The organism is Nocardioides ginkgobilobae (assembly GCF_054781275.1).
In genome coordinates this window covers 46,717-68,228 of sequence record NZ_BAAGUS010000018.1, presented here as the reverse complement: position 1 = coordinate 68,228, position 21,512 = coordinate 46,717, and the positions used below count along the sequence as shown (strand labels likewise).

Genomic DNA, 21,512 nt, shown 5'->3' with positions numbered 1-21,512 from the left:
CGTGAGCGTGTGAAACGCGGCGCCCAGGCGTGGACGGCGCCGGGGTCGGGTCGTGCTACTGCACGAAGCGGAACAGCGGGCTCTCGGGAGGGACCGGCTCGACCCGCAGCGGCGAGGCCGCCATCCGCGCCAGCAGGGGTGCGTGGTCCGCGGCGTCCTGCAGCTCCACGCCCACCAGCGCCGGACCGGTCTCGCGGTTGTTGCGCTTGACGTACTCGAACAGGGTGATGTCGTCGTCGGGGCCCAGCACCTCGTCCAGGAAGCGCCGCAGCGCCCCCGGCTCCTGCGGGAACTCCACCAGGAAGTAGTGCTTGAGACCCTCGTGGACCAGTGCCCGCTCGACGACCTCGGCGTAGCGGCTCACGTCGTTGTTGCCCCCGGACAGGATCACGACGACGGCGCGCCCGTCGGTCGGCCGCTCCTCGGGCAGCAGCTGGTCCAGCGCCGCGCTCGCCAGGGCGCCGGCGGGCTCGGCGATGATCCCGTCGGACTGGTAGAGCGCCAGCATCTCCACGCACACCGCGCCCTCGGGCACGGCCACCAGCCGCGGCCGGTGCCGGTCGACGACGGCGTGGGTCCAGTCGCCGACCCGGCGTACGGCGGCACCGTCGACGAAGCCGTCCATCAACCCCAGGTCCACCGGCGAGCCGGCCGCGAGGGCGGCGGCCATGCTGGCTGCGCCAGCGGGCTCGGCGCCGACGACCGTCACGTGCGGGCGTCGCTCGGCCAGCCAGGTCAGGGAGCCCGCCACCAGCCCACCGCCCCCGACCGGGACGACGAGGGTGGCGAGGTCCAGGCCCGCAGCCTCGGCCTGGGCGACGACCTCGGTCGCCACCGTGCCCTGGCCCGCGATCGTGCGGGGGTCGTCGAAGGCGGGCACCGGGGTGGCGCCGGACTCGCGAGCCCACGCGGCGCTGGCTGCGGCCGCGTCGTCGTAGGTGTCGCCGACGATGACGACGTCGACCAGCGAGCCGCCGAGGACCGCGATCCGCTCGCGCTTCTGGCGGGGCGTCGTGCGGGGCAGGTGCACCCGCGCGCGGACCCCGGCCTGCGCGCAGGCCAGCGCGACGCCCTGGGCGTGGTTGCCCGCCGACGCGCAGGTCACGCCGCGCGCGCGGGTCTCCTCGTCGAGGGAGCCGATGAGGGCGGAGGCACCGCGCACCTTGTAGGAGCGGACCGGCTGGAGGTCCTCGCGCTTGAGCCACACCTCGAGCCCGGTCGCCTCCGAGAGGCGGGCGCTGCGCTGCAGCGGTGTCGGCTCGAGCACCGCGGCCAGCATCGCGGCCGCCGCGTCCACGTCCTGCGCGGTCGGCAGGGGGCCGGGGGTGCTCATGGGCCCAGGGTTCCAGACCTCGGGGCCGGCGTGGACGTGGCCCCGGCGTGTGCCGGTGTGCGGGCGTGGCCGGACCCGGAGACACCTGACCCCCGCAACCGGGGGGCGAGTGCGGGGGTCAGGGACTGGGGGGAGACGCTCAGGGAGCAGTCGTCTCCGTGGGCTCGGCCGTCTCGCTGGGCTCCGCGGTCTCCGACGGCTCGGCGGTCTCGGTGGGCTCCGCGGTCTCCGACGGCTCGGCGGTCTCGGTGGGCTCCTGGCCCTCCTGGCACTTCTCGAGCTTGGCCTGCTTCTTCTCGACCCGCTTGGCCTGGGCCTTCTTGGCCTTCTTGGCCTCCTGGACCTGTTCGGTGGCCTCGGCCTCCTCCTCGGTGCCCTCGGCCTCCTCGGCCTCGTCCTTGGCCTCGGCGAACTTCGCCTGCAGCTCCTCGAACTTCGCGACGGCCTTGTCGTACTGCCTCTGCTCCTTGGCGCAGCTGCCCTTGTCGGAGCCGTGGCCACCCTCGTGACCCGGGTCGGCAGCGGACAGGGAGGCGGCGCCGGTCACCATGCCGGCGGTGAGGACGAGACCGGCGATCGAGGCCAGGGCGGTGCGGGTGTGCTTCACGTGAGACTCCTTGATGGGGGGCTGACGGGGGTCCGGCAGCGGGTGAGCCCGATCACGATATGCCCCCGAGGGGTCTCCTGGCACGGTCCTAGGACCTTTGGGCACCGCCTTCGAACCGATCGTCGGAGCATGCCTTGACGGGTGTCACGAACATCCGCCGAGCCGCGGTCCTGCTTGGGAGGCGGGCGCGTCGCCGTGTGCTGCCGGTGGTCCGGAGTGTTCCCGAGGTGCTGAGCACGTCCGACGCACTCCGGACGCCGGGCTCGACAGGCTGGACGTCGTGGAGACGCAAGGACCCCGCGACCTCGAGGTGGCGGGGTCCCTGCGTCAGCAGGTGATCAGGGCAGGCAGAGCGGCGTGCCCGGGATGAGGCAGGTGGGCTCGTCGCTGGGCGTCGCCGTCCCGGTCGGGCTCGTCGTGGCGGTCGCGGTGCCGGTCGGGCTCGTCGTGGCGGTCGCGGTGCCGCTCGGGGAGGCCGTGCTGGTCGGCTCCTCGGTGTCGCAGAGCCCGGGCAGGGGGAGGAACTCGCAGAGCGGGTTCTCCGGGTCGGCCGTCGGGGAGGTCGTCGCCGTAGGGCTGGTGGTGGCCGTGGCCGTGCCGGTGGGGCTGGTGGTGGCGGTCGCGGTGCCGGTGGGGCTGGTGGTGCTCGTCGCCGTACCGGTCGGGCTCGTGGTGGCGGACGGGGAGGACTCGCACTTCTCGAGCTCGCGCTCCGCGCGGTCGAGCTCCTCGCGGGCGTCGGCGACGCGGGCCTTGGCGGCGCGGACCTTCTGCTTCGCCTTGCGCTTCTCGGCCTTGGTGTCGGCCTGCTTCAGCTGCTTCTTGGCCTTGCGCTTCTGCTTCTGCGCGGCCTGCAGCTCGTCCTCGGCGCGCTCGACGGCGCGCTCCTCGTCGGTGCAGTGGTTGCTGCGCTGTGCTGCCTGGGCAGCCGCGTCGACCGTGGGCGAGCCGGCGCCGGCCCAGCCGACGGTCGCGAGGGCCGTCGAGCCGGTCAGCAGCAGGACGCCGAGCAGGGCCGTGATCACGACCTTGAGCTGGGTGCGAACCATGGGTGGGCCTTCCGAAGTGGTGGCGGAACGTCTTTACCGACGGTCCAACGACGCGGGGGCGACGCGGTCACGCTAGACCGCATCGCCCCCGTGCGCGAGGGCGCCTCTATGGCTGGCAGACGTACTTCTTCACGAGGGACGGCGCGAAGGAGGGCATGCACACCGGGTTGTCCGACGGCAAGGCCTGCAAGGGTCCGACTTCGGGGACCACAGATCCCACCGCCGCCGTCGCGGACGGAAGGACCGGGAGCGGGCTAGGGACCGTCGGGAGGGGACCCACCGTGGGGCTCGGCGTGGAGCCCGGCGTGCAGAACTGCGGGCGCCCCTTGGTCACCTGGCAGGCGCGCTGGGTGGCGTAGGCCGGAGGCGAGGCCGTCGCGGTCGCGATCTCGCCCGCGATCGCCGAGGACACGGCGGCCGCCAGGGACGTCGCGGCCGTGGGGAGCGTCGTGGGCTCAGCGACGACACCGACCACCGCCTCCTGCGCGGGCGTCGGATCGACGGGCGGCGCGATCGGCAGCATGTCGATCAGGCCGTTCAGGGCACTGCTGATCTGCATGACCACCGTCGCGACGGTGTCGTCATCGGTCACCTGCTCGACGAGCGCCTGGAGGTCCGCGGGGTCGAGGGGCAGCGTGGGGCCGTCGCTGGGCTCCTCGGTGGGGTTCTCGGTCGGTTCGTCGGTCGGCTGGTCGGTCGGGTCGTCGGTGGGCTGGGCGGTGGGAAGCGTCGGCAGGGCGGTGGCGAGGTCGGTGGGGAGGTCGTCGGGCAGGCCGTCGGGCAGGCCGGGCTCGCCGGGGAGGTTGTCGGTCAGGGCGTCGAGGAGGTCGGTGACCAGGGCGGTGAGCTGCTCGGGCAGGGCCTGGGGGTCGGTGGGGTCGAGGGGCAGCGTGGGGCCGTCGCTGGGCTCCTCGGTGGGGTTCTCGGTCGGTTCGTCGGTCGGCTGGTCGGTCGGGCCGTCGGTGGGCTGGGCGGTGGGAAGCGTCGGCAGGGCGGTGGCGAGGTCGGTGGGGAGGTCGTCGGGCAGGCCGTCGGGCAGGCCGGGCTCGCCGGGGAGGTTGTCGGTCAGGGTGTCGAGGAGGTCGGTGACCAGGGCGGTGAGCTGCTCGGGCAGGGCCTGGGGGTCGGTGGGGTCGAGGGGCAGCGTGGGGCCGTCGCTGGGCTCCTCGGTCGGCTGGTCGGTCGGCTGGTCGGTCGGGTCGTCGGTCGGCTCGCCGCCGGCCAGGCCCGTCAGGGTGTCCTCGACGAAGGCGGGGAATTGCTCGGGGTCGGTGGGGATGGTCTCGGGGTCGATGCCCAGGGCGTCGGTGACGGGCTGGAGGGGGTTCTCCTCGCCGGGGCCCTCGGGCAGGTCAGGCAGGTCCGGGACGGAAGTGGGCGCCGGGATGCCCGGCGGAGCGGGCGGCGGGGAGCAGAGCAGGGGCAGAACACAGGTGGGGTTCGGCTGCTCGGTCGGCGAAGGGCTCGCGGTCGGGGCCGTGGTCGTGGCCGTGGGGGACGGCGTGACGGTGACAGTCGCAGTGGCCGTGGCCGTGGCCGTGGCGGTGGCGGTGGCGGTGGCCGTCTCGGTCACTGTGGCGGTCGCGGTGGGCGTCTCGGTAGGCGACGCAGTGGCGGACTCGGTGGGGGAGGCGGAGGCCGAGGCGCGGCACCGCTCGAGCTCGATCCGCCGCTGCACGACGGCGTCGGAGGCGTCGCGCTGGCGCTGCTTGGCGGCCCGGGCCCGCTGCTTGGCCTCGCGGCGCTCCTTCTTGGTCTCGGCGTTGCGTGCGTCGGCCCGGGCAGCACGCTTCGCGGCGCGGGCGTCCGCGAACTCGGCCTCCGCCGCCGCCAGGGCCTCCTGCTCCGGCACGCAGTCGGCGCGCTGCGCCGTGGTGGGCTCATCGGCAGCGCCGCCGCCCGTGACGGCGAGGGCTGCGACGGACGCGGTGCCGGTCGTCGCGAGGACGGCTACCAGAGCAGTGGCAGCGATGGACAACGGCGTACGAACCATGGCGAAGACCCTCCCGACAACGCACGGCGCGATGTGTGGGTCAGACAACGAGTGAGCCCCGGTCACGGGTGACGAAGCGGGTGCCTGGCGTCGAGACCGGTGCGGACGACGCCCGAGGAGCCGGCCTCAGCCCGGGCGCCGAGGGGGCCGGCGCGACCGGCAGCCGACGCGTGAGTCGTGGCGCAGTTCAGGCGGAACCGGTTGGATGCCCGTCGTGAGCAGATGGAGCGCCGCCGAGATCACCCGCGCGTACGAGGTCTTCCACGGCCACGTGCAGGAGTTCACCGAGACCGGCCGGTGGGAGGGGTTCGCCGACCTGTTCACCGAGGACGCGACGTACGTCGAGCACGCGTTCGGCACCTTCCACGGCCGCGACGAGATCCGCGCCTGGTCGGTCCGGACGATGACGAGCTTCCCCGGCGGCACCATGACCGGCTTCCCCCTGGCCTGGCAGGTCGTCGACCCCGAAGCCGGGCGGCTGGTGTGCGAGGTGCGCAACCTGATGCCCGACCCGGGCGACGGCTCGCTGCACGAGGAATCGAACATCACGATCATGACCTACGCCGGGGACGGCATGTTCAGCCGCGAGGAGGACGTCTACAACCCGATGCGGTTCGCCGCCATGACGGTGCGGTGGGCCCGGGTGGCGCAGGCCCACGGCCGGCTCGACGAGGAGGGCGCGGCCTACCTCGAGAAGTACGGCGGCCTCGTCCGCGACTGAGCCGTCATGAGCCGGCGGCTGGAGGACGACGCGTGCACCAGGCTCACCCCACGTCCTCCGGCTCGTCACGGGAACGCCCCCGCCCCGTCGCCCGTACGACGTCAGCGACTGCCACCCTGCGCGGATGCGCCGCCTCCTGCTCAGCTCGACGGGCTGGTTGCTGGTGCTCCTCGGGGTCGTGCTCTACCCCTTGCCCGGTCCCGGGCTCCTCGTGCTGGTGCTCGGGCTGGCGCTGCTGAGCCGCCACGACCCGTGGGCCGCCCGGCGGCTCGCCCCGCTGCGGCACCGGGCCCTGGTGGAGACCCGTCGCTCCGTGGCCACCTGGCCGCGCACCCTGCTCACCGCCGTGCTCACCCTGGCCCTCGGCGCGAGCGGCCTGGTCTGGCTCGCGGACCCGGCGCAGCCGCCGTGGTGGCCGCTCCCCGCTTGGACCTGGCTCCCTGGCGGCACCTGGACCGGGGTCGGTCAGGTCGGGTCGGGGCTGGTGGGCCTGGGCATCGTCGTGTGGGCACGAGCGCGACTGGTGCCGGCGCCTGGCCCTGGCGACCCGGCGCTCAGGGCAGCGAGCGGGTCATGAAGACGCTCAGCGGGTCGGGGCGGTAGCGGCCGAACGGCGGGCACACCTCGAAGCCGTGCCGCAGGTAGAGCCGTCGCGCGGGGGCGAAGAAGTCCTCGGCCCCGGTCTCCAGGGAGACCCGCGACAGGCCGCGTGCGCGCGCCTGGTCGAGCACGTGCTCCAGCAGCGCCGTACCCACCCCTCGGCCCGTCGCCGCCGACGCGGTGCGCATGGACTTCAGCTCCCCGTGGCCGGGCTCGACCAGGGTCAGCGCCCCACAGCCGATCGGCAGCCCGGGCTCACTGCCTCCCGCGGGGCCCACGTCACGGGCCACCCAGACGTCCACGCCGGGCGCCCGTAGGGCGTCGAGGTCCAGCGCGTGGGTGCTCTCCGGCGGGCTGATCGAGCGCAGCTCCCGCACGTGCTCCTCCAGCAGGGCCACGACCGCCGGGTCGGTGAGCTCGTCGGGATCGATGCGCCAGGGCACGCCTCCAGCCTAGGCGGGTCGGAGGTGCTCGATGGCCGGGGGATCCGGGCATCGACGGAGTGGGCCCGGGTCGAGGTGCGGGAACGCGCCGGCGCGCGTCACCAGGCCTCGACCCAGGCCTCGACCCTCGGGGAACAGGAGGTGGACACCCCGGCTCCACCCCGGAACCCCCGCAGGTGTCTGGTCCGGTCACCGTCCGACTGGCATCCTCGGGGCATGAAGGCCGCCGCGCGCCGCGTGACCCTCGAGGTCGTGGGCTGGACGCTGCTCGTCGCCGGTATCGCCGCGCTGGTCCTGCCGGGCCCCGGGCTGCTCATGGTGTTCGCGGGCATGGCCGTGCTCTCCCAGCAGTACGACTGGGCCGAGCGCCGCGTCGAGCCGCTGCGCCTGCGGGCGATGCGCGCCGCGGCGTACGGCGTCGCGAAGCCGCACCGGCTGGCCGCCTCGCTCCTCGGCGTGGTGTGGATGTGGGGCTGGGGCGCGGTGTGGATGCTCGAGCCCGCGCAGCCGTCGTGGTGGACCCTGCCCGACCGCTTCTGGCTGCCCGGCGGGTTCGCCGCGGGGGTCTCGCTCGTGGCGTCCGGCTTCCTGGCGCTGGCCCTGATCGTCTGGTCCTACCGGAAGTTCCACGGCGACTCCGAGGCGGTCGCCGAGCTCGAGCGCGAGATCGCGCACGCCGACGACGCCGCCTGAGGCTCGATCACCGGCACCCGTCCGCGCTGACCGGCGCGCGACCGCTCCCGCTGTCGGGGCCGCCGTCTAGCGTGCTGCCCGATGACCCTCCTCCTGCACCGCGCCGCCCGCACCGACCAGCTGGTCGACGGGCTGGCCGCGCTGCTGGCCGAGCCCTCGCCGGACCCGTTCGCCGAGGAGCTCGTGGTCGTGCCCGCGCGCGGGGTGGAGCGGTGGTTGACCCAGCGGCTCTCCCACCGCCTCGGTGCCGCCGAGGGGCGCGAGGACGGCGTCTGCGCGGGGGTCGCCCTGCGCAGCCCGTGGTCTCTGGTCGCCGAGCTGCTCGGCACTCGTGACGAGGACCCGTGGTCGCCCGAGACCTTGACCTGGCCGCTCATCGAGACCCTCGACGCGTGCCTGGAGGAGGAGTGGGCGGTCCCGCTGGCCCTCCACCTCGGCGCCGGCCGCGACGGCGAGGAGCTCGACCTGCGTCGCGGTCGCCGCTTCGCGGTCGCGCGTCGCCTCGCCGGACTCTTCGCGTCGTACGCCGTCCAGCGGCCGGCCCTGCTGGCCGACTGGCACACGGGCGGCTCCGGCGACGGTTGCGGTCGCGCGCTGCCCGAGGACCTCGCCTGGCAGCCGCACCTGTGGCGCAGGCTGGCCGAGCGGGTCGGCGCACCCCCACCGCAGCTGCGCCACGAGCAGACCCTCGCGCGGCTCCGCGACGACCCCGGCTCCTTCGACCTCCCGCCGCGACTCTCGCTCTTCGGCCACACCCGCCTGCCGGGCACCGAGGCGGCGCTGCTCGGGGCCCTGGGTGCCCACCGCGACGTGCACCTGTGGCTGCCGCACCCCTCGGCGGCGCTCTGGGCGGCCCTGCAGCTGGAGGCGGCCGCGGGACCGGTCGCCCGGCGCGAGGACCTCTCCCACCGCGCGGTCACCCACCCGCTGCTCTCCTCGCTGGGCCGCGACGTGCGCGAGCTCCAGCGCACCCTGGGGACGGTCGCCGTCACCGACCTGGGTGCCGAGCCGGACCCGGCCACCCCGGGCACGCTGCTGGGCTGGCTGCAGTCCGACCTGCGCGCCGACCGGGTGCCCGACGCCGCCGTCCGGGCCGCGCGCACGGTCGGTGGCCACGACCGCTCCGTCCAGGTCCACCGCTGCCACGGCCCCGCCCGCCAGGTCGAGGTGCTGCGCGAGGTGCTGCTCGGCCTGCTCGCCGACGACCCCACCCTCGAGCCGCGCGACGTGCTGGTGATGTGCCCCGACATCGAGGCCTACGCGCCGCTGGTGCAGGCAGCCTTCGGCCTCGGTGACGTGGTCGGCGACCCCGCCCACCCCGCCCACCGGCTGCGCGTGCGCCTGGCCGACCGGGCACTGTCCTCGACCAACCCGCTGCTGGCCGTCGCCGCCCGGCTGCTCGACCTGGCCGGCGGTCGCGCGACCGCCAGCGAGGTCGTCGACCTGGCCCACGAGCCGGCCGTGCGCCGGCGCTTCGGCCTGCGCGACGACGACCTGCAGCAGCTCACGTCCTGGGTGCGGTCCACCGGGGTGCGCTGGGCCTTCGACGCCGACCACCGCACCGGGTTCGGCCTGGGCTCGGTGGTCAGCCACACGTGGGAGTTCGGGCTCGACCGGCTGCTCGCAGGCGTCGCCATGAGCGACGACACCGGTGCCTGGCTCGACCGCACGCTCCCGCTCGACGACGTCGGGTCCGGTCAGGTCGACCTCGCGGGGCGGGTCGTGGAGCTGGTCCGGCGGCTGCGGGAGGTGACCGACCGTCTCGTCGGCACCCACCCGCTGGAGCACTGGCTGGCCACGCTCGCCGAGGGTCTGGCCACCCTGACCTCGGTCGCGCCCGCCGACTCCTGGCAGTCCGGACAGGTGCAGCGCGAGCTGGCCCGTGTGCGCGAGGCAGCGGCCGCACGGGGGGCGGTCGACCTGCGCCTGCCCGACGTGCGCGCGCTGCTCTCCGACCGCCTCGGCGGACGCCCCACCCGTGCCAACTTCCGCACCGGCACCCTCACGGTCTCGACGCTGGTCCCGATGCGCTCGGTCCCGCACCGCGTCATCTGCCTCGTCGGTCTCGACGACGGGGTCTTCCCGCGCGTGGGGGCCCTCGACGGCGACGACGTCCTCGCCCGCGACCCGGTGACCGGCGAGCGGGACCCGCGCAGCGAGGACCGCCAGCTCTTCCTCGACGCGGTGCTCGCGGCTACCGAGACGCTGGTGGTCACGTGCACCGGCGCCAACGAGTTCTCCGGGCAGCCGCGACCGCCCGCGGTGCCGGTCGGCGAGCTGCTGGACGCGCTGGACCTCACCGCCACCCCACCCCGGGGGGCGGGCAGCGTGGCCGACGCGGTCTCGGTGGAGCACCCGCTCCAGCCCTTCGACGAGCGCAACTTCACCCCCGGCGCGCTCGGCCCACCGACCCCGTTCTCCTTCGACGCCGTGGCGCTGACCGCCGCCAGCGCTGCACGCGGCGAGCGGGAGCCGGTGCCCCCGCTGCTGGCCGGCCCCCTGCCCCCGGCCCCGGCCGAGGACGTCCAGCTCGACGACCTCGTCACCTTCTTCTGCAGGCGCGGCGGCCCGGTCGCAGGCTTCCTCTCCGCGCAGCGGCTCGACCTCGCGCTGCCCCGTGAGGACGACCCGCTGCTCGACGCGCTGCCCGTCGAGCTCGACCAGCTGCAGCGGTGGCAGGTCGGCGACCGGCTGCTGCACGACCTGCTGACCGGCGCCGACCCCGAGCAGGCTCGCCAGCAGGAGTGGCGCCGTGGCGAGCTCCCGCCCGGACAGCTCGGCTGGCGGCTGCTCACCGAGCTGGTCTCCCAGGTGGTGCCGATCGCCGAGGAGGTGGCCCGGCTCCGCACCCGCCCGGCCACCCAGGTCGACGTCGACGTCGACCTCGGGGGCGGGCGCCGGCTGCGCGGCACCGTGCCCGAGGTCTTCGGCGACCGGCTGGTCCCCGTCTCCTTCTCCCGGCTCGGAGCCACCCACCGGCTCACCTCCTGGATCCGGCTGCTCGCGCTGGCCGCCTCCGACGAGGAGCGCAGCTGGACCGCCCACACCGTCGGTCGTCCCACCTCCACCCGGGCGCCCGGAGCATGGGCCACCTCGCTGCTCGGTCCCGTCGACCACCGGGCGGTCGACCTGGTCCGCGACCTGGTGGCGCTCCGCGACGCCGGGCTGTGCGAGCCGCTGCCGATCCCGCTGAAGGCCTCGCTGTCCTACGCCCGGGTCCGACGTACCCAGGGCAGCGTCGACGAGGCGCTGCGCAAGGCCGGCTGGGACTGGGAGGACGGCCGCTACCCCGGGGAGTGCTCCGACCCGGCCCACGTCGCGGCCTGGGGCCGCGGCGCCGCCCTGCCCGGTCTCGACCTGGCTCCGGGTCCGGGCGAGGAGTCGCCCGGCGAGACCAGCCGGTTCGGCGCCCTCGCGATGCGTCTGTGGAGCCCGCTGCTGACCAGCGAGCAGGGGAGCTGGTGATGGCCGTCCCCACATCCTTCGACGTCACCGGGCCGCTGCCCGGGCCCGGCACCACCCTGCTCGAGGCGAGCGCCGGCACGGGCAAGACCTACACCGTCGGCGCCCTCGTGACCCGCTACGTCGCCGAGGGCGTCGCCGAGCTGGGCGAGATGCTCGTGATCACCTTCGGGCGGGCCGCCAGCCAGGAGCTGCGCGAGCGGGTCCGCCGCGCGCTCGTGACCGCGGAGCGGGCCCTGGCCGCCCCCGACCGGGCCGACCCCGACGACACCGTGGTGGCGTGGCTGCTCGGCCGCGACCCCGCCGAGCGCCCGGTCATGCGCGAGCGCCTGCGCGACGCCCTGGCCGACATCGACAGCGCGACGATCGCCACGACCCACCAGTTCTGCCAGCTGGTCCTCCGCTCGCTCGGCGTCGCCGGCGACACCGAGGTCGGCGCCCGCCTCGTCGAGGACCTCGACGACCTGGTGGTGGAGGTCGTCGACGACCTCTACCTCGCCCGGTACGCCGCCGACCGCGACCGCCCGCCGTTCGACCGGGCCGGGGCGCTGGAGGTGGCGCGCGCCGTCGTCGGCGACCCGCAGGCCACGCTGCCCGAGGCTCCCGGAGCGGCACCGGCCGCGGCCGAGCGCGTCGCGTTCGCCCGCGCCGTCCGCGAGGAGCTCGACCGCCGCAAGCGCCGGCTCGGGCTGCTCGGTTACGACGACCTGCTCAGCCGCCTCGACGGCGCGCTGGCCGACCCGGCCGCGCCCGCCCGCCAGCGGATGCGTGGCCGGTGGCGCATCGTCCTGGTCGACGAGTTCCAGGACACCGACCCGGTCCAGTGGAGCGTGCTGGAGCGCGCCTTCCACGGCCACGCCCGGATGGTGCTCATCGGCGATCCCAAGCAGGCGATCTACGCCTTCCGCGGCGGCGACGTCGTCACCTACCTCGCCGCCGCCGAGAAGGCCACCACCCACGCCACCCTCGGCACCAACCGGCGCTCCGACGCCGCCCTGGTCCGCAGCGTCCAGACGGTCCTGCGCGGCGCGGCGCTGGGCGACCCCCGGATCGTCGTGCACCCCGTCCAGGCGCACGAGCAGCGCTCCCGCCTGCAGGGTGCTCCCCGCCCCGCGCCCTTCCGGTTGCGCCGGCTCCCGCGCGACGGGTTCACGCTCAAGCGCGACCTGGTCGCTGCCCCCGAGGCCCGCGCCCGGATCGCCGAGGACTGCGCCGACGACATCGCTGCGCTGCTCGCCGCCCGCCCCACCTGGGACGGGGAGCCGCTGCGGGCCGAGCAGGTGGCGGTCGTCGTGGCCGTGCGCGACCACGGGCTGCTGGTCCAGCGCGCGCTCGAGGCGCGCGGCGTCCCGGCCGTGCTCGCCGGCGGGGGGCACCTGCTGCGCACCCCGGCCGCGGCCGAGTGGACCGCCCTGCTCGAGGCGATGGTGCAGCCGCACCGCTCCGGGCTGGTCCGTGCGGCGGCCCTCACCAGCTTCCTCGGCCACGACGCGGCCACGCTGGACGCGCGCGGCGAGCAGCTGACCGGCGAGGTCGCCGACCTGCTGCGCGGGTGGGCCCTCGTGGTCCGCGGGCGCGGGGTGGCAGCGCTGCTCGAGGCCGCCGACGAGCGCGGTCTCGGGGCCCGGGTGCTCGCGCGCGAGGGTGGCGAGCGGTTGCTCACCGACCTGCGCCACCTCGGTCAGCTGCTGCACGAGACGGCCGTGCGCGAGCAGCTGGGGCTCACCGGCGTGCTCGCGTGGCTCCGGGAGGAGCAGCGCGGCTCCGGGGAGCGTCCACGTCGCCTCGACTCCGACGCCGCCGCCGTCCAGATCGTCACGGTCCACGGTTCCAAGGGGCTGGAGTACCCCGTCACCTACCTCCCCTTCGCCTACCAGCACTTCCCGTTCCCGACGTCCGTCGCGCGCTACCACCACGCGGGCGATCGGGTGCTCGACGTCAGCGGCGGCGGCACGGAGTGGTCGACCCGGCTCGCCGCGCACCGCGCCGAGGATGCCGGGGAGGAGCTGCGCGACCTGTACGTCGCCCTCACCCGCGCGCAGTCGCAGGTCGTGGCCTGGTGGGCCCCCACCGCCAACACCCGCCACGGTGGCCTGCACCGGCTGCTCTTCGGTCGCCGCCCCGGCGACGCGGAGGTGCCCGACGAGGTCGAGCCGCGCGACGACGGCTACGCCGCGCGCGTCCTCGACCTGCTCGAGGAGATGGGCGGTCCGGCCGCGGAGGTCGTGGAGCCGGTCGACGTCCGGCCCGAGGCGACCCGCGCGCACGGGACCGCGTTGTCGGCGCGCAGGTTCGAGCGCCTCGTCGACGGCTCGTGGCGTCGTACGTCGTACTCCGGGCTGGTGCGCGTCGAGGAGCAGGCCGGCCCCGCCGTCGGCAGCGAGCCGGACCGCGCCGGGCTCAGCGACGAGCCGGACGCCGCCGAGGTCCTCGACGGGTCGCTCCCCGAGGAGCCCTCCACGGAGGCGCCGGTCTCCCCGATGGCCGGACAGCCGGCCGGGGCCGCCTTCGGGTCGCTCGTCCACGCGGTGCTCGAGCACGCCGACCCCGACGCCCCCGACCTGCTGGAGGAGCTGCGCACCCGCGTCGCCGAGGAGCGCCGCTGGTGGCCGGTCGAGGTCGACACCGACACCCTCGCCGCGGCGCTGGTGCCGCTGCACCACACCCCCCTCGGTCGGCTGGCCGGCGACGTGACCCTGGCCGAGGTGCCGCTGCGCGACCGGCTGCGCGAGCTCGACTTCGAGCTGCCGCTGGCGGGCGGCGACCGTCCCGGCAGAGATGGGTCCGGGACCCACGCCGCGCCGGGTCGGGTCGGCGACCTCGCGACGCTCCTCGAGCGGCACCTGCCCGCCGACGACCCGATGCGCCCCTACGCCGACCGGCTGGCGCGACCGCCGCTGGCCGACCAGGCGCTCACCGGCTACCTCGGCGGCTCGGTCGACGCGGTGCTGCGGGTCGGCGCGGGTGCGGACCAGCGGTTCCTCGTCGTGGACTACAAGACCAACCTGCTCGGGGACCAGGGGCGCCCGCCGACCGCGGCCGACTACGCCCCGGCGCGGCTGGCCGAGGCGATGCTGCACAGCCACTACCCGCTCCAGGCGCTGCTCTACAGCGTGGTCACGCACCGCTACCTCCGCTGGCGGCTGGCCGGCTACGACCCCGACCGACACCTCGGCGGGGTGCTCTACCTCTACCTCCGCGGCATGTGCGGGCCGGAGACCCCGACGCAGGACGGCGTCCCCGCCGGCGTCTTCTCCTGGCGCCCGCCGACGGCGCTGGTGCTCGAGCTCTCCGACCTGCTCGACGGCTCGCACGCCGCAGCCACCCCGTCTGGAGGTGCGCGGTGATCGAGCGCTTCGAGACCGACGACCCGCACGACCACCGACTGGTCCCGGGGCTGGGCGGACTGCTCGGCACCTTCAACGCCGCCGGCGTCCTGACCGCCGCCGACGTCCACACCGCGAACCGCCTCGGGGAGCTCGCGGGCGAGGACGACGAGCGGCTGCGCCTGGCCGTGGCGCTGGCGGTGCGGGCGGCCCGGCACGGCTCGGTCTGCGTCGACCTGTCCGCCATCGCCGACGGCGACGACCTCCCCTGGCCCGACCCCACCGGCTGGGTGCAGGACGTCGCCTCGAGCCGGTACGCCGCCGCCTCGGTGGTCCGGGTCGAGCACGACCTGCTCTACCTCGACCGCTACTGGCGCGAGGAGGGGCAGGTCCGCGACGACCTGGTCCGGCGGGCCGGGGCCGCCCCGCCCGTCGTCGACGAGGCGCTGCTGGCTGCCGAGGCCGCGCGGCTCTTCCCCGGCGAGGGGTCGGCCGACCAGCGAGCGGTCGCCCTGGCCGCGGCCAGGCAGTGGACGACGGTCCTCACGGGCGGTCCCGGCACCGGCAAGACGACCACCGTCGCCGGCCTCCTGGCGCTGCTCACGGCCGAGGCGGCCGCGAGCCCCGATCCCCGTGAGCTCCGGATCGCCCTCACCGCACCCACCGGCAAGGCCGCGGCCAGGCTCCTGGAGTCGGTGCGCGAGGCCCAGCAGCGCGAGGGCAGCCCCTTCGACGCGGCCGACCGGGAGCGACTGGGCTCGCTCACGGCCACCACCATGCACCGGCTGCTGGGGTGGCGGCCCGACTCCGGCACCCGCTTCCGCCACCACCGCGGCAACACGCTGCCGCACGACGTGGTCGTGGTCGACGAGACCTCGATGGTCTCGCTCACGATGATGGCCAGGCTGCTGGAGTCGCTGCGTGCCGACACCCGCCTGGTCCTGGTCGGCGACCCCGACCAGCTCGCCTCGGTCGAGGCCGGCGCGGTCCTCGCCGACCTCGTGGGCGGGCTCGCGGTGCGGGCCCCGGCCGCCGTCGCCGGGCTCACGACGACCCACCGCTACGGCGCCGCCATCGGCGGCCTCGCCCAGGCGCTGCGCGACGGCGACGCCGACGAGGTGCTGCGCCGCCTGGATGCCGGTGACCCCGAGGTGGGTCGCGCCGACCCCGAGGAGCCCGCCACGCTCGCCGCGCTGCGGGAGCGGCTGGTGCGCCAGGCCCGCGACCTGCACGCGCTGGCGGGTGCCGGCCGCGTCGAGGAGGCGCTCGCACTCGCCGAGCAGCACCGGCTGCTCTGCGCCCACCGCGACGGCCCGCACGGGGCACGCCACTGGAACGCCGAGGTCGAGCGGTTGCTCGGGGAGGAGCTCGGCCTCTACCTCGGCCCGCAGGGCCAGGAGTGGTACGCCGGTCGGCCGGTCCTCGTGACGAGCAACGACTACGGGCTCGGGCTCTTCAACGGCGACACCGGCGTCACGGTGCGACCCACCGGCGCGGAGGACCTGCGGGTCGTCGTGGGCGGGTCGCCGACGGCGTACGCGACCTCGAGGCTGGCCGACGTCGAGACCCTGCACGCCATGACGGTGCACAAGAGCCAGGGCAGCCAGGCGCGGCACGTCACCGTGCTGCTGCCGCCCGAGGAGTCGCCGCTGCTGACCCGGGAGCTGCTCTACACCGCCGTCACCCGGGCCACCGACAGCGTGCTGGTCGTGGCGAGCGAGGCAGCCGTGCGCGCCGCCGTCGAGCGGCGGGTCCAGCGGGCCAGCGGCCTGCGGCAGCGGCTCGCCTCCGACTGACTGCCCCTCGGCTGGTCGAGGAGCGAGCGGAGCGAGCCGCGAGACCCTCGGCGACCTCCACCGCCGTGTGGAGCCGAAATGACCCCGCAACCTGCGGCCGTTACCCTCGCGGCGTGCCGTTCCTGCTGCGAGTCGAGCTCCCCGACGTACCTGGCTCCCTGGGACGGCTGGCGAGCGCGATCGGTGAGGCCGGCGGCGACATCGAGGCGATCGAGATCGTCGAGAAGCGCCACGACGGCACCGCGGTCGACGACGTGCTGCTCGACCTGCCGCCCGGCGCCATGCCGGACACCATCGTCTCGGCGTGCAACCTGCTGCCGGGCGTGCACGTGGTGTGGATCAGCAGGTACGGCGCCGGCGGGAACCTCTTCCTGGACCTCGAGGCCGTGGAGGAGCTGACCGCCAACCCCGAGGAGGCCCTCGACCGGTTGGTCGACCTGCTGCCGGTCACCTTCCGGGCCGACTGGGCCGCACGCGTCCACCGCGTGCACGGCACCCGCTACGCCACCGAGGCCGCGCCCTCGGACCTGCCCTTCCACGACCTCGTGCGTACCGAGCGGATCGAGATCGAGGGCGACGACGTCAACGTCATGGTCGCCGCGCGCCTGGGCGGCAACGAGATCGTCGTCGTCGGGCGCCGCGGCGGTCCCGACTTCCTCGACTCCGAGGTTGCCAGGGTCGGCCACCTCGCGGGTCTCGCGATGAGCATCCAGCGCGACTGACCGACCGCGTCAGGGGGTCGGTCTGGGTGGGTGCCGAGCCGGCACAACATTCCGGACACGGCGTACGGAACTTCGGGCCGGTTCGGCGTCTGAGGGTCGGCGTCAGGAGCGCTCCAACACGAACACCGGGATCTCGCGGTCGGTCTTCTCCTGGTACTCCGCGTACGGCGCGTACACCGCGACCGCCCGCTCCCACCACACCGCACGCTCCTCGCCCTCGGCGATCCGGGCCCGGTAGGGGTGCTTCTCCGCCCCGTCCTGGAGGTCGACCTCGGGGTGGGCGACGAAGTTGTGGAACCACTCGGGGTGCTCGGGGTGACCGCCCTTCGAGGCGACAGCGGCGTACGCCCCGTCGTGCTCGACCCGCATGACGGGGTTCTTGCGGAGCTTGCCGGAGCGGTGCCCGCGCGAGGTGATCACGACGATCGGCCACTCGGGGTGGTCGGGGAGGGTGTTCGCGCGCTGGCCGTCGGAGGCCTCGAACTCCTCGACCTGGTTGCGGACCCACTCGGACGGGCTGGGCTCGTAGTCGCCTGTCAGTGTCATGTCCGCCAGAACACCAGGCCGTCGGGACCTGTTCCACCCCCGGATAGGTTGCGCGCATGAGCGCGATCGCCGGAGTGTCCGACACCTTCGACCCCGAGGCCTGGGACGAGGTCCCCGGCTTCGAGTCGTTGACCGACCTGACCTACCACCGGGCCAAGGCGCACGGCACCGTCCGGGTGGCCTTCGACCGGCCCGACGTGCTCAACGCCTTCCGCCCGCACACCGTCGACGAGCTGCTGAGCGTGCTCGAGCACGCCCGCACCAGCGCGGACGTCGGCTGCGTGCTGCTGACCGGCAACGGGCCGAGCCCCAAGAACGGCAAGCACTCCTTCTGCACCGGCGGTGACCAGCGCATCCGCGGCAAGGCGGGCTACCAGTACGAGGCGGTCGACGCCGGAGCGAGCGACACCGGCGCCGAGGAGCCGAGCCCGATCGACCGGGCGAGGCTGGCGCGCCTGCACATCCTCGAGGTGCAGCGCCTGATCCGGTTCATGCCCAAGGTTGTCATCTGTGTCGTCCCCGGCTGGGCCGCCGGCGGTGGCCACTCCCTGCACGTGGTGTCCGACCTGACCCTGGCCAGCCTCGAGCACGCGCGGTTCAAGCAGACCGACGCCGACGTCGGCTCCTTCGACGGCGGGTACGGCTCGGCGTACCTCGCCCGGCAGGTCGGGCAGAAGCACGCCCGGGAGATCTTCTTCCTCGCCGAGGAGTACTCCGCCGAGGACGGCGTGCGGATGGGCACCGTCAACCGCGCGGTGCCGCACGCCGAGCTCGAGCGGGTCGCGCTGGAGTGGGGCCGCACCATCAACGGCAAGAGCCCCACGGCGATCCGGATGCTCAAGTACGCCTTCAACCTCCCCGACGACGGCCTGGTCGGCCAGCAGCTCTTCGCGGGCGAGACGACGCGCCTGGCCTACATGACCGACGAGGCGCAGGAGGGACGCGACCAGTTCCTCGAGAAGCGCGACCCGGACTGGTCGCCGTACCCCTGGTACTACTGAGCGCCGCGCGGCTACACGCGTCGGGGGGAGCGCCGCACGGCCCCGGCGCTGCTACAACGGACCATGACCGACGCGCCCTGGACCCCCCAACCGATCGAGCGCGTGCTGGGCAAGGCCCGGGCCGACCTGACGTGGGAGGACCTGGTCGAGGCGGTCGAGCGCCTGGGTCTCGAGCAGGTCGACCTGAGGTACGTCGGCGGCGACGGGCGGCTGAAGTCGATCGCGTTCCCCATCGGCTCGCGCGAGCAGCTGGTCGCGGTGCTGGTGCGGGGTGAGCGGGTGGACGGCTCGAGCGTCTTCGGCGGCGCCTCGACCGAGGACAGCGACGTCTACGTCGTGCCCCGCTGGAGCACCGCTTTCGTCAACCCGTTCGGCACCCGCCCCTCGCTCGACCTGCTCTGCTCCTTCTACGACTCCGACGGCGAGCCGCTCGCGCACGCCCACGACCAGGTCGTCCGGCGCGCGGCCGAGGTGCTGACCGCCGAGACCGGGCTGGTCCTCGAGGCGTTCGGGGAGCTGGAGTACTACCTGGTCTCCGAGCCCGACCCGCTGTACGCCGTCGAGCCCGAGCGCGGCTACCAGGAGTCGCCGCCGTTCTCCAAGCACCGCCGGGTGCGCGAGGAGGTGCTGCGCCACCTGGCTTCCTTCGGGATCGCCACCAAGTACGTCCACGGCGAGGTCGGGGGTGCCGTGGAGGACGGCCGCCAGCTGGTGCAGCACGAGATCGAGCTGCTGCCCGTGCCGGTCCCCGAGGCAGCTGACGCACTGGTGGTGACCAAGTGGCTGGTCCGCGAGGTCGCCCACGCCAACGGCCTCGAGGCCACCTTCGCGCCCTCGGTCACCGCCGACGGGGCGGGCAACGGGCTGCACGTGCACAGCCGGCTGGTGCGGCCGGCCGGGGACGGCGGGGGAGAGGCCGTCAACGTGATCGTCGACGACGAGGGCCTCACCGACACCGGGAAGCGGCTGGTGGCCGGCTACCTCGGGGCCGCCCGGGCGCTGTCTGCCTTCGGGAACACCGTGCCGACGTCGTACCTCCGGCTCGACGAGGGCGAGGAGTCCCCCGAGGGCATCTGCTGGGGCGAGACCGACCGGACCGGGCTGGTGCGGGTGCCGCTGGCCTGGGTCGGCGACGTGCTCCCCGGGATGGTCGCGCACGCCAACCCCGGCATCGGCGGGGCGCTGCCCGACCTGGGCGTCCACCCGCAGACCGTCGAGCTGCGGCTGGGCGACGGCTCGGCCGACGTGCACCTGCTGCTGGCCGGCATGGCGCTCGCGGCCCGCCGCGGCCTCACCGACCCCGACAGCCTGGCGCAGGCCGAGCGGCTGCGCGCGGACGGGGACGACGGGGCCGAGGACCCCGAGCAGCTGCCCGCCTCGTGCGCGGAGTCGGCCGACGCGCTGGAGGCGGACCGGGCGCTCTTCGAGGCCGACGGTGTCTTCCCGCAGCGGCTGGTCGACGAAACGCTCGAGCAGCTGCGGGAGCGGCACTCCGCCACCCGGGGCAAGCGGCTCCGGAAGGACGCCTCGGCGCGCGAGGAGCTGGTGCGCCGCTACTGGCACGTCGGTTGACCGGCGCCGCGGGAGCCAGAGTCACCGTCGACCTGGGGCCGTGGGCGAGCGCCGACGCGGGGGTCTTCCACTACCGTGTCGCGCGTGAAGGTCGTCGTCCTTACCGGCGCCGGCATCTCCGCGGAGAGCGGGGTGCCGACCTTCCGCGACGCCGACGGGCTCTGGGAGGGCCACCGGGTCGAGGACGTCGCGACGCCGGAGGCCTACGAGCTCTCGCCGACGACGGTGCACCGGTTCTACGACGCCCGCCGCGCCGCCCTGCTGTCGGTGGACCCCAACCCCGCCCACACCGCGCTCGCCCGGCTGGAGCAGTCGCTCGGTGACGACCTGCTCGTCATCACCCAGAACATCGACGACCTGCACGAGCGCGCCGGCTCCGAGCGGGTGCTGCACATGCACGGCGAGCTGCGCTCCGCGCTGTGCCGCGCCTGCCACGGCCGGCACCGCTGGGACCACGACCTGGTCGACCTGCCGCCCTGCCCCGGCTGCGGCGTCACCGAGCTGCGCCCGGACGTCGTGTGGTTCGGCGAGATCCCCTACGAGATGGACCGCATCGCCGTCGAGCTGGCTCGCGCCGACCTCTTCGTCTCGATCGGCACCTCGGGCGCGGTCTACCCAGCCGCCGGCTTCGTGCGCCAGGCGATGAGGTACGGCGCCCGCACCCTCGAGCTCAACCTCGAGCCCTCCGAGGGGACCGTGTGGTTCCACGAGGCCCGGCACGGCCGGGCCGGTGACCTCGTGCCCGAGTGGGTCGCCGAGCTGCTGGCCGGCGTCAGTCGGTAGTCGGCGCGAGCGGGGATACTCCGAATCAATTCTGATGCTGAGCGCGCGGGACGTGGCAAAAGTGATTCGGAGTATCCCGGCTCTGGCCCGCCTCAGTGCGGGTGCGCCGCGATCCGCTCCCGGATCAGCGCCTCCAGCCGGGGTACGTCGTCGGCCAGCCCGATCCGGGGCGCGAAGCGGATCATCGTGTCGACGAACAGGTCGCCGCTCTCGACCAGCCGGGGGTCCATGTGGCCGAACACCTCGAGCGTGACGACGCCGTACAGCTGGGTCCAGCCCTGCATGTAGACCCACATCAGGCCGCGGTCCTCGATGGCGATCCCCTCGCTCTCGGCCGGGATGACCGGGTCGAGGACGGCCTGCTGGGCGGCTGGCGGCAGGTCAGCGACGGCCGGCACGGGGAAGTGCCGCTGCTCCCAGATCGCCCGGATCTGGCCGGTGAACAGGTGCCCGGAGCTGCTGAGGGTGAGCGCGTCGCGCCGGATGCAGGCGCTGTCGGCGATCGGGTTGGCGAAGACCAGGCCGAACTCCCGCGGCGAGCCGTGCGCCCACTGGCGGAACTCCGCCGCGCTCACGCACAACCGTCCCGCCACGTCGTCGGGGGGCAGCTCGTCGGCGGCCGCGCGGAACCTCTCGGTCGCCTCCCGGTCGATCTCGAAGGCGACGAGGTCCACGAGCTCCTGGTAGCTGGCGACGTAGCGGTAGAGCGCCGGCGCCGTCATGCCCATCCGTTGGGCGACCGCGCGCAGGGAGAGGTCCTCCCGCTCGCGCAGCAGGGCGATCGAGGTCGCCACGATCTCGGCGTACGTCGCCTCGCGCTGTCGCTCGCGGCGCGTCGTCGGCTCGGCCGTCACGGGGCTCCTCA

The 21,512-nt window shown here is 74.9% G+C and carries 17 protein-coding genes; 10 read left to right on the top strand and 7 right to left on the bottom strand.

Annotated features, from left to right (window positions below; genetic code table 11):
- Window positions 1–55: 55 nt before the first annotated feature.
- The 4 genes from ilvA to ACYVID_RS15480 all read right to left on the bottom strand — a co-directional run bounded on the left by ilvA (window position 56) and on the right by ACYVID_RS15480 (window position 4,982).
- On the bottom strand, window positions 56–1,333 hold the full coding sequence (gene ilvA, locus ACYVID_RS15495) for a threonine ammonia-lyase IlvA (protein ID WP_460738542.1): 1,278 nt from the start codon (window positions 1,331–1,333) through the stop codon (window positions 56–58).
- Between the two features lie 139 nt (window positions 1,334–1,472).
- Window positions 1,473–1,940, bottom strand: a complete 468-nt coding sequence (locus ACYVID_RS15490) for a hypothetical protein (protein ID WP_460738540.1) — start codon at window positions 1,938–1,940, stop codon at window positions 1,473–1,475.
- A gap of 338 nt (window positions 1,941–2,278) precedes the next feature.
- Window positions 2,279–2,989 (bottom strand): hypothetical protein, encoded by a 711-nt coding sequence (locus tag ACYVID_RS15485; RefSeq protein WP_460738538.1) that lies wholly within the window; start codon window positions 2,987–2,989, stop codon window positions 2,279–2,281.
- A 106-nt stretch (window positions 2,990–3,095) separates the two neighbouring features.
- Window positions 3,096–4,982 (bottom strand): hypothetical protein, encoded by a 1,887-nt coding sequence (locus tag ACYVID_RS15480; protein ID WP_460738536.1) that lies wholly within the window; start codon window positions 4,980–4,982, stop codon window positions 3,096–3,098.
- Window positions 4,983–5,196: 214 nt separating this feature from the next.
- Here ACYVID_RS15480 and ACYVID_RS15475 point away from each other — a divergent pair, with 214 nt between their 5' ends.
- Together ACYVID_RS15475 and ACYVID_RS15470 are read left to right on the top strand one after the other, a co-directional pair.
- Complete coding sequence (locus ACYVID_RS15475; protein WP_460738534.1) at window positions 5,197–5,703, top strand: nuclear transport factor 2 family protein; 507 nt, start codon at window positions 5,197–5,199, stop codon at window positions 5,701–5,703.
- A gap of 124 nt (window positions 5,704–5,827) precedes the next feature.
- Window positions 5,828–6,280 carry a PGPGW domain-containing protein gene (locus ACYVID_RS15470; RefSeq protein WP_460738532.1) on the top strand — a complete coding sequence of 151 codons (453 nt, stop codon included), beginning with the start codon at window positions 5,828–5,830 and terminating at the stop codon, window positions 6,278–6,280.
- On the opposite strand, the gene ACYVID_RS15465 is transcribed toward ACYVID_RS15470, so the two are convergent.
- Complete coding sequence (locus tag ACYVID_RS15465) at window positions 6,258–6,746, bottom strand: GNAT family N-acetyltransferase (RefSeq protein WP_460738530.1); 489 nt, start codon at window positions 6,744–6,746, stop codon at window positions 6,258–6,260. The genes ACYVID_RS15470 and ACYVID_RS15465 overlap by 23 nt on opposite strands.
- Window positions 6,747–6,962: 216 nt before the next feature.
- On the opposite strand from ACYVID_RS15465, the gene ACYVID_RS15460 reads away from it, so the two are divergent.
- From ACYVID_RS15460 to ACYVID_RS15440, 5 genes are all read left to right on the top strand, one after another.
- On the top strand, window positions 6,963–7,439 hold the full coding sequence (locus tag ACYVID_RS15460; protein WP_460738528.1) for a PGPGW domain-containing protein: 477 nt from the start codon (window positions 6,963–6,965) through the stop codon (window positions 7,437–7,439).
- A gap of 81 nt (window positions 7,440–7,520) precedes the next feature.
- Entirely contained in the window at window positions 7,521–10,904 is a 3,384-nt protein-coding gene (recC, locus tag ACYVID_RS15455; protein WP_460738526.1) for an exodeoxyribonuclease V subunit gamma, read from the top strand.
- Entirely contained in the window at window positions 10,904–14,248 is a 3,345-nt protein-coding gene (locus ACYVID_RS15450; protein ID WP_460738524.1) for a UvrD-helicase domain-containing protein, read from the top strand. Before recC ends, ACYVID_RS15450 begins: the two co-directional genes overlap by 1 nt.
- The gene (gene recD / locus ACYVID_RS15445; RefSeq protein ID WP_460738522.1) at window positions 14,245–16,023 is read left to right on the top strand and encodes an exodeoxyribonuclease V subunit alpha; all 1,779 of its coding nucleotides are present in this window, start codon (window positions 14,245–14,247) and stop codon (window positions 16,021–16,023) included. The genes ACYVID_RS15450 and recD overlap by 4 nt, the downstream gene beginning before the upstream one ends.
- A 122-nt stretch (window positions 16,024–16,145) precedes the next feature.
- Window positions 16,146–16,745: an ACT domain-containing protein gene (locus ACYVID_RS15440; RefSeq protein ID WP_460738565.1), complete on the top strand. Its 600-nt coding sequence runs from the start codon at window positions 16,146–16,148 to the stop codon at window positions 16,743–16,745.
- Between the two features lie 102 nt (window positions 16,746–16,847).
- Here the strand turns inward: ACYVID_RS15440 and ACYVID_RS15435 are convergent, their stop codons facing one another.
- Window positions 16,848–17,291 carry a nitroreductase family deazaflavin-dependent oxidoreductase gene (locus ACYVID_RS15435; RefSeq protein WP_460738520.1) on the bottom strand — a complete coding sequence of 148 codons (444 nt, stop codon included), beginning with the start codon at window positions 17,289–17,291 and terminating at the stop codon, window positions 16,848–16,850.
- 56 nt (window positions 17,292–17,347) lie between these two features.
- On the opposite strand from ACYVID_RS15435, the gene ACYVID_RS15430 reads away from it, so the two are divergent.
- From ACYVID_RS15430 to ACYVID_RS15420, 3 genes are all read left to right on the top strand, one after another.
- Window positions 17,348–18,292, top strand: a complete 945-nt coding sequence (locus tag ACYVID_RS15430; protein WP_460738519.1) for a 1,4-dihydroxy-2-naphthoyl-CoA synthase — start codon at window positions 17,348–17,350, stop codon at window positions 18,290–18,292.
- A gap of 63 nt (window positions 18,293–18,355) precedes the next feature.
- Window positions 18,356–19,864, top strand: a complete 1,509-nt coding sequence (locus tag ACYVID_RS15425) for a glutamine synthetase beta-grasp domain-containing protein (RefSeq protein ID WP_460738517.1) — start codon at window positions 18,356–18,358, stop codon at window positions 19,862–19,864.
- Between the two features lie 84 nt (window positions 19,865–19,948).
- Complete coding sequence (locus ACYVID_RS15420; protein WP_460738515.1) at window positions 19,949–20,647, top strand: NAD-dependent deacylase; 699 nt, start codon at window positions 19,949–19,951, stop codon at window positions 20,645–20,647.
- Window positions 20,648–20,739: 92 nt separating this feature from the next.
- Here the strand turns inward: ACYVID_RS15420 and ACYVID_RS15415 are convergent, their stop codons facing one another.
- Window positions 20,740–21,501, bottom strand: a complete 762-nt coding sequence (locus ACYVID_RS15415) for a TetR/AcrR family transcriptional regulator (protein ID WP_460738513.1) — start codon at window positions 21,499–21,501, stop codon at window positions 20,740–20,742.
- Between the last annotated feature and the right edge of the window lie 11 nt (window positions 21,502–21,512).